Annotated in this window: 13 protein-coding genes; all 13 read right to left on the bottom strand. The window is 60.7% G+C overall.

From position 1 onward, the window contains the following. Positions 1-82: 82 nt before the first annotated feature. Complete coding sequence (locus EET67_RS13910; RefSeq protein ID WP_128626785.1) at positions 83-1543, bottom strand: phage tail tube protein; 1461 nt, start codon at positions 1541-1543, stop codon at positions 83-85. Positions 1544-1567: 24 nt separating this feature from the next. Continuing rightward, positions 1568-1735 (bottom strand): hypothetical protein, encoded by a 168-nt coding sequence (locus EET67_RS25660; protein ID WP_165899907.1) that lies wholly within the window; start codon positions 1733-1735, stop codon positions 1568-1570. Continuing rightward, entirely contained in the window at positions 1732-2142 is a 411-nt protein-coding gene (locus EET67_RS13905) for a phage tail terminator-like protein (protein ID WP_128626784.1), read from the bottom strand. The genes EET67_RS25660 and EET67_RS13905 overlap by 4 nt, the downstream gene beginning before the upstream one ends. 1 nt (position 2143) lies before the next feature. Continuing rightward, positions 2144-2839 carry a hypothetical protein gene (locus tag EET67_RS13900; RefSeq protein WP_128626783.1) on the bottom strand — a complete coding sequence of 232 codons (696 nt, stop codon included), beginning with the start codon at positions 2837-2839 and terminating at the stop codon, positions 2144-2146. Then, positions 2839-2964, bottom strand: coding sequence for a hypothetical protein (locus tag EET67_RS26415; protein ID WP_281011086.1), 126 nt, complete (start codon positions 2962-2964; stop codon positions 2839-2841). Before EET67_RS26415 ends, EET67_RS13900 begins: the two co-directional genes overlap by 1 nt. Beyond that, entirely contained in the window at positions 2964-3308 is a 345-nt protein-coding gene (locus tag EET67_RS13895; protein WP_128626782.1) for a hypothetical protein, read from the bottom strand. Before EET67_RS13895 ends, EET67_RS26415 begins: the two co-directional genes overlap by 1 nt. Then, positions 3308-3925, bottom strand: coding sequence for a head-tail connector protein (locus tag EET67_RS13890; protein WP_128626781.1), 618 nt, complete (start codon positions 3923-3925; stop codon positions 3308-3310). Before EET67_RS13890 ends, EET67_RS13895 begins: the two co-directional genes overlap by 1 nt. A 51-nt stretch (positions 3926-3976) precedes the next feature. Next, a complete protein-coding gene (locus EET67_RS13885; RefSeq protein WP_128626780.1) occupies positions 3977-4366 on the bottom strand; it encodes a hypothetical protein in 390 nt (129 codons plus the stop codon). 66 nt (positions 4367-4432) lie between these two features. Then, entirely contained in the window at positions 4433-5848 is a 1416-nt protein-coding gene (locus EET67_RS13880) for a phage major capsid protein (protein ID WP_245450923.1), read from the bottom strand. A gap of 12 nt (positions 5849-5860) precedes the next feature. Beyond that, on the bottom strand, positions 5861-6712 hold the full coding sequence (locus EET67_RS13875; protein ID WP_128626779.1) for a head maturation protease, ClpP-related: 852 nt from the start codon (positions 6710-6712) through the stop codon (positions 5861-5863). Beyond that, the gene (locus EET67_RS13870; RefSeq protein ID WP_128626778.1) at positions 6690-7964 is read right to left on the bottom strand and encodes a phage portal protein; all 1275 of its coding nucleotides are present in this window, start codon (positions 7962-7964) and stop codon (positions 6690-6692) included. Before EET67_RS13870 ends, EET67_RS13875 begins: the two co-directional genes overlap by 23 nt. An 8-nt stretch (positions 7965-7972) precedes the next feature. Then, entirely contained in the window at positions 7973-9676 is a 1704-nt protein-coding gene (locus tag EET67_RS13865; protein ID WP_210211128.1) for a terminase TerL endonuclease subunit, read from the bottom strand. Continuing rightward, on the bottom strand, positions 9660-10145 hold the full coding sequence (locus tag EET67_RS13860; RefSeq protein WP_128626777.1) for a hypothetical protein: 486 nt from the start codon (positions 10143-10145) through the stop codon (positions 9660-9662). The genes EET67_RS13865 and EET67_RS13860 overlap by 17 nt, the downstream gene beginning before the upstream one ends. Positions 10146-10213 lie beyond the last annotated feature (68 nt).

The raw sequence follows: 10213 nt of genomic DNA, 5'->3' as shown, positions 1-10213 counted from the left end.
TCCTTTGTCGGAAGGGGTGGCAGGCGGCGTCCGACAACACCGCCCGCCATTGCGCGCAATTGCAGCCCTGTGGCGGCAGGGATCAGGCTTCGAAGTATTCGAGGCGATCGAAGATCAGCTGCGCATTGGTGAGCTCGTCCACCGACACCATGCCGGTGAGCGGCAGCATCACGTCGCTGTTCTTCTGACCGGCGGAAGGAGACCCACCGGTATAGGTCACGCGCGGCAGCGCCATGATCAGCGCCTGGCTGTTCTTGGTCACCCGCGCATTGACGTTGCTGGGCGTGCCGGCCAGCAGCTTGGCCAGCATCGCGTTGTCGCCGAAATAGGTTTCCAGCGTCAGCTCGACCGTCAGATCGCCGACGCCGATATCGACCGCGCCGACATTGCCGACGGCCGAGATCATACGCAGATTGTTGTTTGCCCTGAGCTGCAGCGACCTGATCCAGTTCGGTGAAGCGACGGTAGCGCCGGCCTCGGCAATGCGACCAACATTGACGTTGGCCGACATGATCGCATTGGTGGTAGCGGCCTCGGGCGCATCATCCAGAGAGGTGGTCGACTGCTCACCGGTCATGCCGCTGATGGTGAACGAGCCGGAAATCACCTGCTCTGAGGTGAAGTTCATTTCCGCCTGCGCCACCACCATGCCGCGCTGCGCGATATAGGTCGGTGTCGTCTGGCCCATGAAGCCACGCTCGATCGTCAGCGAGGTTCGGGTGACGCCATTCTTGACCTGATCACCGGCAAAGACACGAATGGTCTTGCCCGTGCCGACATCCGCCGCCCAGCCGGTGGGCAGGTTGTCGAGAGTGAGCTTTCCGGCTGCAATGGCTGTGACCCGCGCGAAACCGTTGCAGGCCTCTGTGGCGAAACGATAGGCCGCGCCAGTGCCGCCGATCTTGATCCACTGACCGACCGACAGGCCGAGCGTGGTGAAGTCGAGCGCAGTGGAGCCGAGACCATCCGCCAGCGCCGTGATGTCGGCGGCTGCACCCTCAAAGCCAACCACCTTGACGCGTGCCGCAGCTGCCGGCGCCGCCTCAGCGACATAGCCCGCGCCGGCAGCAACCAGAGAGGTTGCCCCGCCCGTCGTTACCCTGGCCAGTTTATTGTTGGCGGAAGTGGTGAAACCGGTGGTGCGCACCAAATGCCCGACAACAAAGGCTGCGCCGGTCGTGAACTCGATCGTATCCGCCACCGTGCCGATATCGGTGATGACGCTGTCTGCTGTGCCGTCATTGTCGCGCAGCGGCAAGTTAACCCATGGATTGAACATGAGCGACCGGATGAAATCCGACATCGGGCTGTCATCGACCGGGAACGACAGCTCGAAGTTGATCGCGCCCTGGTTCGTCTCATTGATCTTGACCGGGTCGGCATTCATGCGGTCGTCGCGGATTTCCTGCGACTGCACGAACTGAGGTGCATATTGCAAGGATTCGCCGGTCAGGCGCGCGGTGCGCATGCGGGGAGTGGTGGGTGTTTCGCCAAGCGAGGTTTCGCGCACAGTTGTGACGCGGATGCGATTTGCGTCCGTCATGGTCTTCGCTCCAGTTTCGGTAGATCAGCCGGCTTTGGCTGGTTTCTTCAGTTTCGGTGCTTTCGGCGCACCGATGAATTTCCGCACCATGAGGCCGGCAAAGCTGTGCGGAGAAAGGTCGTCAGTTTCGGACACATGGTCGCCAGCCTTGAAGCGGCGCAGGGTCGACTTGAACGGTTTGAGGACAATCATTGATCGCGCTCCCAATCTATGGTGACGGTCATCCGCCAGTAATTTCCATCGCCGATGCCCGGCTCACCCGCTCCGATGGAGGACCTGCCGAAAGTCAGCGTGCCGATGTCGAGGCCACGGAAAAGGCTCGCCAGCTGCTCGGCATAGGCGCGGGCCTGCCCAGTGCCGATGTCGCGCTCGGTCATGACGTTGATGTAAATTTGGCCTGTCTCTCGCCAGAGATTGGCGTCACGACCGTCGGCACCGATCGAAGCCTGCTCGAAAGTGTCGCCAAACACCTCAACAAAGACCCAATGCGCCGGCTGATCAGGCAGATCGTGCGGTTCGTTCTCAAAGACGAGCGGGGTCGCTGTCCATTGAGCTTTCAAATACTGCTCAATGGTGTTGAATGCGGTGGCGCTGGACATGTCAGACCATGTTGATGACGATGGCAGGATAGGTGATTGGCTGACCGGCGGCCGTGTCTTTACGGCCAGCTAGAACGGCTCGACCGGCGCGGAAAGCGGCCGACTTGGCATTCTGTGCCGCAAGTCGGATCGGTCCCGAGCCTTTCAGGATGTAAGGCATCATCGGATGGACACCGCCGCCAACGTTGAGGAACCGGGTTTCGAACCGGAAAGCCTCCCGAAAGCGCCGGGCCATGACATTCTTGGTGCCATCGAACAGCCGGCGTTTCGGGATGCCCAGCCGCCCGACTTCGGCCTTGCGCACATAAGGCTGAAAATTGGTGATGAGCACTTCTGCATCCGCCGGGATCGCGCTGAACTCGCTCACGATCTGCCCGCCGACGACAACAATGAACGATGATGCGAACCGTCCAGAGCGGCGCGGTGCGCGCTTCTGCAACTCGGCAAGCGCGGCGTTGATGACCAGTGGCCAGTTCGAGAACACGTACAGGATCGGCCCAGGCGCAACGACCGATTCTTCGACCGCACCAAGCCGGCCATTGACGAACCGCTCATATTGAGGCGAGGAACCGCCGGCGATCGCTTTAGCCAATTCCTCTTTGGCGAATTTGGCCAGTTCACGGGATATCGCCTCCGGCTCAAGCCCGGCCGTCGCCACCTTCAGATCACGCTCGAAGAATTCGAAGCCGGTAGCCATCAGCCGCAAAGCCCCAGCATCGAACACCACAGCCAAACCGCGTCCGGATGCTTAAGCTGCACGAGAACTATCTGCGTCAGAGCGGTGAAGATCGCTGCTAACATCACATAGAGAACGTTGCGCATCAGCCTGTCACCAGCAGAGTGATGCGCACCAGCGTGTCATGCACGAAGATCGGCTTCGGCAGTTCGACGTTGCGCTCGCGGCCTTGGATGACGACCTTGTCGCCCTTCTTCAGCGGCAGGAGCGCGGCAAGTCCCGTCGGGCTCAGAACCACAGTCGATGCGGTCATATCGATCCCCCCGACAAGTTCCTCAGCCTTGATGGCGCGAACGAGTGCCGACACGTTCGATATGTCGGTTTTCGGTCGCGGTGAGCCTGACGAGGCGGTATAGCGGCGCATGACGACTTTCTCGCCATGCGCGGCAAGCTGCCGATCGAGCATTGCAATGGCGCGAGCTGGTGTCATCAGATGCCCACCCGCCAATATGGAGTGAGAAGAGCGTCAACCGCAAAATTCTTGCTCATACTGCCTTGGAAATATTCGAATGTTCCAACGCCATCGACTGTTTCTCGTTTCAGGGCACCCGCGACATTTCCGGCCACGAACATATCGCGGACGATGAGGATGATTGCTGTTTTGATCGCTGCCGGGACCTCGCTCGCCGCGACGCCTGCAACGTAGGTGACGCTGACAGCATCCGGCCGAGAATAGACCGATGGCCACGATTGACCGGGCTTCAGATCGACATAGGCGCCGCGCGCATCGGTGAAATGCGTGTAGACCGTATCGGCGAGCGTCTGCACTGCATTGTCGCCGTCGAAATACTCGATCTTGGTAATCGACGCGACCGGCCCGAGCGGCAGCCGCAGACAGCCGAAGCCGGCAAAATCCTGCCGCCAGGTCTGGGTGACAAGCGCCCGCCCGAGAATGCCGGACCAGCCGTCAAGATGATCGACCGCCGCCGCTATCAGCGACGTGATCAGCGTATCGTCATCATTGTGATCGACGCGCAATTGCGCCTTAGCCTCAGCGAGCGAGACAGGCGTTGCGGCCGGCGAAGCGATGCGGACGGGTGCGAGCATAGGAACCTCAGCAGGGAGGAAGGAGCGGCGCGAGCGCCGCCCCTGTCAGTCTCAGGCTACGGGCGCGTCGTAGGGGTGACCGCGCGCGATGACGATGCCGGCGGCGATAGACGTGCCACTGTTTTTCGTCACGACAGTGCGAAGATAACGCTTCGAGCCCTTGTAGCCGACCTTGTAGACGCTGTTCTGCGCCAGAGTGGCCGGGAACGAACCCAGCAGATCGGCATCAGTCACGTCGACAAAGTCGCCGCCAGTCGTGGTGTCGGAGTGCTGGAGCTTCGCCGTATAGTCGCCAGCGCCCGCAACCGCGCCGGTATTGATGATGACCAGGGCCGAATTGAAGCCCTGAAGATCGATCGGCGTTGCGCCGGTATCGGTCGCGGCCAGAACCTGCGGCACAAGCGCAGCCACAAGGCCGAAATCAGAATAGGTGTCCTTCATCGGACTGTCCTTTCATGAATGGAAATCGGGGAGGAAGCGGGCGACCGGAGCCGCCCACAAGATGGATCAGGAAGCCGCAATCTTCAGCATCTTCATGGCTTCGAAGTTCACCATGCCGCCGCCTACGCGCTTGGTGGTGTAGAACAGCACGTTGGGTTTCGAGGTGTACGGGTCGCGCAGCACACGGATGCCAACACGATCGACGATCAGGTAGGCACGCTGGAAGTTGCCGAAGGCGACCGGGAAGTTGCCCGCGCCAACCGCCGGCATGTTGTCGTCGGTGTGGACCGGCTTGCCGAGGATGGTGCCGACTTCTGCCGTACCCGAAGGCGGATTCCAGATGTAGGCACCCTGCGCATCCTTGAACTTGCGCACGGTTGCCATGACCGCATCAGACATCAGCCATGCCGCGCCGTTCCGATAACCGGACTTCAGCGCATAATAGAGGTCGATCAGCGCATCGGCCGGATTGGCCGATGCTGTCGGTGCGACAAAGCCATCAGCCTTGCCGGAGACGACAAACCCGATCTTGCCCCAGGCATAGTCGGCATTCGCCACCATGTCATAGGACAGAACACCGCGAGGCTTGTTCACACCGTCACCGGAAGCGAAGGCGGCTCCCTCCTTTTCGGCGAACTCGATGGACACCTCATCAGCGAGCCAAGCGGCAACGTCGATACGGCTGTCATCAAGCGCCTTTTGCGTCGTGGCCGGCATGGCGTAGATCTCGCCGGTATTGATGGCGATCTCACGCAGTGTTGGCGTCGAGGTCTGGGCGCGGGCATCTTCCTCGCCGACCCAGCCCGACGTTGCGCCACCCATATTGACGAGCTTCTTGTATGTATCGGTCGAGATGTTGATGACGCGCGACAGCGAGCGGATCGTGGACACCGTTCCGAGAACGCGGTCAATGCCCGCTTCCGTCTCTTCCGGCACCAGATAGCCGCCGTCCGGATCCGACTGCGTGGTCAGCTTGGCCTTGACTTCGAGGTCAGCAAGGCCAGCATCGACGCCCTTGCGGAAAAAGCGGTCGAATGCCTGGGCATGCTCAGCCTTGTCTGGGTCTCGGTCGCCGCCGGCGCCGCCAACCTTGAGGGCCGCCAGCGCGACATTCGTTTCATCGATGGCCTTCTGGAGCTGGGTCAGCTCGGCATTGATGCGCTCGACCTTCTCGGTCTGCACCACATCTTCCTGGCCCTTCTTCAAATCGGCAATGACCTTGTCGTTTTCGGCCTTGAAGGTCTCAAAGGTCTGCTTCAGCTCGTTCAGAATGGCAGCGGCATTGCCACCGTCATTGCGAATGGCGACGAGGCCGCGAGCTCGTGAGTTCAACGGAATCATCGCCCCCATCGCCGTCACCACGTCAGGATAGTTCCCGAGGAGATGCAGTATGGGATTGTAGTCGATCGGAGCAGCGGCCGCGAAGGACACGCCAAGGAGCACCATCGCCATTGCGGCGATGCAAAGAGACACGATCTTCATCGTGGTTTCCTTTCAGGATTTGAGGATGTTGATGAACTGCCTGGCGGCAGCCTCCAAGCCTGCATCACGCGCGGCGGGGTTGCGGCTTGCATCACGCTGGGCCGCCGAAACGCCCATCTCCATAAGGAGTTCTGAGCGCTTATCACGAGTGAAGCCTGCACGGGCAAGCGCGGCTTCTGTCTGCCGGCGAGCCATCAGACCCCGGTCCATATTCTTTGCTTCGCCGGATCCTGTATCCAGACCATCATCGACGACATCGGCAAAACCGTTCTTCACGGTCTCGGACGGTCCCATGAAGGTCTCGGCGTCCATCAGCTTTTCGATATCGGCGCGCTTCATGCCAGTGCGCGCCTCATAAATATCGACAATGGCGCTGTCGAATCCGTCGAACAGGTCGGCCGCTTCACGCATATCGTGGCGGTTGCCTATGACCACGCCCCACGCGTTGTGCACCATCATGAATGTGCCGAGGCCCATGCGGATTTCATCACCAGCCATGGCAATGATCGACGCCGCCGACGCCGCCCAGCCCAACACCTCTACAGTCACCTTGGCCTTGTGGGCGCGCAGCAGGTTGTAGATCGCGATGCCCTCGAACATATCGCCGCCAGGCGAATTGATCTTGACCGTCACATCCTTGTCGCCGATCGACCGAAGCGCTGCGGCAATACGCTTTGCCGTCACGCCGCCGCCCGTCCACCAATCCTCACCGATCACCTCGAACATGGTGATGGTGTTGTCGTCGGTGTCACCGGCGGCAAGCGGGGTCTCCGCCCACTTTGCCAGGACGTCGCTCGGTGCATCCCACTGAAAGTTCTGCGGGCGCTGGAATGTCTTCGCCTCAGGCAGCTGTCGCAGGCTCATCGCCGTCATCCTTCTCTTTCTTGTCGCCACCGGCCGTATTCGGCGGCGGATAGAAAATGTCACCGTCATCGCGAGGGTTGAGGTCTTCGAGCGCCCGGATCTCATTCGGGCTCATGACGCCCCACTGAAGCGCCTTCACGTGCGCTTCCCAGCGGACCTTGATGTCACCCTTAACCAGTGCCGCGCGATTGAAGCGGGCGTAGATGTCGTTGTCATTGTCGGCAACGAGGTCGCGGTTGATCGTCTCTTCCCAAGTTGTCAGATCGTCTTCAGCGCTGAAGGTAACGAAGCCCTGCGTTTGCGAATCGATGCCAGTGCCCCAGCTCGTCGACTTTTCGGTGTCGCCTATCATGTGCGGCGGCACGCCGAAGAACATTGCAATATCGGACCGCGAGAACTTGCGGCTTTCGATCCACTGCGCATCCTCAGACGTCATGGCGATCTGCTCGGTGCTCATTCCCTCCTCAAGGATAAGCGCCTTGCCCTCGCTCTCGCCGCCCGACCGATAGTCGTCGAGGCTGGCCTTCAGGAATTCCAGGCCTTCCTTGCCCAGCTTTTCGGGGTGCTTCAGCACCATCGAAACGCGGGCGCCGTTTCTGAACATCGCCGCGCCATGTTCCTCCATCACCAGCGACAGGCCGATTGTTTCGCGCGCGTAGGCGATGACGGAAACGCCATGCACACCGTCGAGCGTGAGCCCAACGAGGTGGAAAACCTCTCCCTGTGCCAGCTTGACCTTACGGCCATCCTTGCGGGTGTAAGTGTATTCGAGCGCGAGATCGTCGAGCTGTTTGCACTCGACCCGATCCGGATGAAGCGGGATCAATTCCTTCACTTCACCGCGAGATCGGACGATCATTGCGTAGGCGTTGCCCCTCAACAGGAGGTGCGCTGTCAGCATCCGCTTGAACTGCGACGGCGTCTGCCACCTGTTCGGTCGGCGGCGGAAAATCGACCAGAGCGGATGATCAGACGCATCCTTGCGCGTCCGGTCGTCTACGCGACGCTTGATGTGAAGCGGCATGTTGGCGACGACGCCCGAGCGGATCCGCACACAGGCATAGACCGCCGCGACCCTCATCGCCTTATCAGGCGTCACCATTGCGCCCGATGTCGTCAGGCTGCCGGCGCGAAGAGCCTCTTCCAGTTGCTGCGGCGTGTTGATGACAATGCCACCGCCAGCATTCTGGAAAGACGCACGAGGTTGTGCCGGCGAGCGTCGCTCGCCGAATATGCGCGTCCATAGGCTCATGGATTCCCCTATGCTACCAGCAGACCGCGTTCGCGATAGACCGAGTTACCGAAGGCTTCCGGATTCCAGCTCATCAGGATCGCCGCACACAGCATGGCGATCACCGGGTCGATCTTGGTCCGGCCGGCGGCCTGTTTCGTGGCCATGTTGCCGTTGCCCTTGACCTCGATTTTCACATTGCCGACCGACCACGACATCATCGCGGATCCATCATGGCTGATCGTGTTGTCGGAAAGCTTATGCTCCAGACCCCACAAGGCCGGCGAAAGTGCCGGACCTTGGCGCAGCCGATGCAGCATGAAGCCATCGATCTTCTGAAGTGCCAGCGCGTCGACGAAAGCTGCAATATTGTTCGGATCGAAGCCGACCGCGTTCTTTTCTGGTAGAAGACCGGCATCGCGCACCTGGGCAGCGATTGCCGCGATCTTCTCGACATACTCAGACACTTCGCAGAAGGTCAGTGCCCCCTCTTCCTTGAAGTCCTGCAGCCGCGGTGCGATCTCCTTGCGGATTTCAAGCACCTTCGGATGTGCGAAGGCATGGCACCACACCAGCCAGCGCCGCGTTACCTTCTCGCGACCGATCACACAGACGCCGAAGAGATCGTCCAGGCCGCCACCATCGGCACCGACGACTGCGACCTCCGAGCGCTCGATCAGCGCTTTCAGGGTCAGCGTTTTGTCGGCGCGGAGGTCCCAATATTCCGCGCCGCGCCACCCGTCACCGGCCAGGCCAACGCCGATCTCGATGTTGAGATGCTGGCTGGCCCAAATCTGCTCGGTTTCTGCCGTCGCGCGGCCGTTGTTTTCATAGTCGGCGATGAGGCGCTGCAGATCGATCGAGCGTCCGGCATTCGGCAACAGCAGTTCCCAGTTGCGCTGGTCACGCCAGAAATCCTGATCGCGCTGCAATTCGGCCGGGAACTCATAGAGCACAGGCAGCAAGATTGGGGTTTTCCCACCCTTACCGTCGCGAACCGCCCGCGCCTTCTTCAGTTCGGTTTTCCAGATTCCGGCCGGGGCCTCATCCGATTGCGTCGTGATCATCAGGACCTGGCCGCCCTGCTTGGTGATGCCGCCACCGCGGATCTGCTGCATGACAGCGGCAGCCTTGGCTTTCTTGCCGAGCTCGTGCACCTCGTCGATGATGGTGAGGATCGGGATTTCGCCCGTCACGATCGATGTGTCGAAGGTTTTCACATCGAGTTTCGTGCCGGTCTTGCGCCGGGTGATGCACTTCAGGTGATCCTGCACCTTGAAGATCGCGTCAAGGCGCGTATCCAGCCGGATCATGCCCTGCGCCTGGTCGAAACACCGTTCCGAGATATTCTGGCTGGGCGCCACGATCAGCATCTGCCGATTAGGTGCTTCCTCCATGAACAGCGCCGTCAGGCCGAGTCCCGCGACATAGGTGGTTTTCGAGTTCTTCTTGGGAACCATGCAAAGCAGTTCCCAGACCAGCCGTTGCTTTGTCTCGGGATCCTCGCTTGCCAGGAACGCAACGAGGATATCCCGAAACCAGTCCCCACACGCTTCCGCCAGCGGAGGGTTTCCGGGCACATCCGGAAGGCGGAGGCGATTGAAAAACGCAAGAGCCTTTAGCGCGCGTTCCGCATTGAACGGAATATCGGCCATCGGCGTCTGGCCATGCTGGATGCGCGTCCACCAATCCAGGCAAGCGAACCGAGGCGCAACCTCAGTGGCGGCTTGCATTCTGCGTTGCCTCTTGCTCCAGCTCGGCCATCAGGTCGGCATCAGCATCCTTTGCGCGCTGCTCGTCGATAGCCTTTTTGCCCAGGCGATCGGAGGAGCCCTCGTCGTCGCGCGGCCTGGAGCCCATCGTGCGCTCGACTTCCATGCGGTCGTTGCGGTCGATCATGGCACCGAGTTCGCGAAGCGCGGTCACGTTGCCGGCATTCGCCTGTTCCATGGCGATCTCGAAGCGCCGAGCATCAAGCCTGTCCCGCATCGCATCCCGCTCCTTGAGCTCGGCTCTAAAATACCGCTTCAACGTGGCCGGCGAGATGTCCAACGCATTGGCAACTCGCTGGTTTGCCCACCCGAGAGCCAGCAAGAGCTTGATTTTGTTCCGGTCTTTCTCGGTCGGCTCATAAGGTGGCCGGCCTCGCTTGCCGTAACCCTCGCGGACCGGCTGACCGAAGAGGTCAAAATTCGGTTCCACCAGAAAAAAATCTCCAAATGAGAGGGACGCGGGTCTAGCCGTCGAGGGGTCCCAGACTTTCGACCCAC

The organism is Borborobacter arsenicus (assembly GCF_003934165.1).
GTDB lineage: Bacteria > Pseudomonadota > Alphaproteobacteria > Rhizobiales > Rhizobiaceae > Pseudaminobacter > Pseudaminobacter arsenicus.
The sequence above is the reverse complement of the archived record's forward strand: the minus strand, read 5'-3'. Positions and strand labels throughout refer to the sequence as shown.

Excerpts from the sequence above, each read along its gene's own strand:
- EET67_RS13910 (WP_128626785.1), bottom strand. The coding sequence starts at position 1,543 with ATGACGGACGCAAATCGCATCCGCGTCACAACTGTGCGCGAAACCTCG.
- EET67_RS25660 (WP_165899907.1), bottom strand. The coding sequence starts at position 1,735 with ATGATTGTCCTCAAACCGTTCAAGTCGACCCTGCGCCGCTTCAAGGCT.
- EET67_RS13905 (WP_128626784.1), bottom strand. The coding sequence starts at position 2,142 with ATGTCCAGCGCCACCGCATTCAACACCATTGAGCAGTATTTGAAAGCT.
- EET67_RS13900 (WP_128626783.1), bottom strand. The coding sequence starts at position 2,839 with ATGGCTACCGGCTTCGAATTCTTCGAGCGTGATCTGAAGGTGGCGACG.
- EET67_RS26415 (WP_281011086.1), bottom strand. The coding sequence starts at position 2,964 with ATGCGCAACGTTCTCTATGTGATGTTAGCAGCGATCTTCACCGCTCTG.
- EET67_RS13895 (WP_128626782.1), bottom strand. The coding sequence starts at position 3,308 with ATGACACCAGCTCGCGCCATTGCAATGCTCGATCGGCAGCTTGCCGCG.
- EET67_RS13890 (WP_128626781.1), bottom strand. The coding sequence starts at position 3,925 with ATGCTCGCACCCGTCCGCATCGCTTCGCCGGCCGCAACGCCTGTCTCG.
- EET67_RS13885 (WP_128626780.1), bottom strand. The coding sequence starts at position 4,366 with ATGAAGGACACCTATTCTGATTTCGGCCTTGTGGCTGCGCTTGTGCCG.
- EET67_RS13880 (WP_245450923.1), bottom strand. The coding sequence starts at position 5,848 with ATGAAGATCGTGTCTCTTTGCATCGCCGCAATGGCGATGGTGCTCCTT.
- EET67_RS13875 (WP_128626779.1), bottom strand. The coding sequence starts at position 6,712 with ATGAGCCTGCGACAGCTGCCTGAGGCGAAGACATTCCAGCGCCCGCAG.
- EET67_RS13870 (WP_128626778.1), bottom strand. The coding sequence starts at position 7,964 with ATGAGCCTATGGACGCGCATATTCGGCGAGCGACGCTCGCCGGCACAA.
- EET67_RS13865 (WP_210211128.1), bottom strand. The coding sequence starts at position 9,676 with ATGCAAGCCGCCACTGAGGTTGCGCCTCGGTTCGCTTGCCTGGATTGG.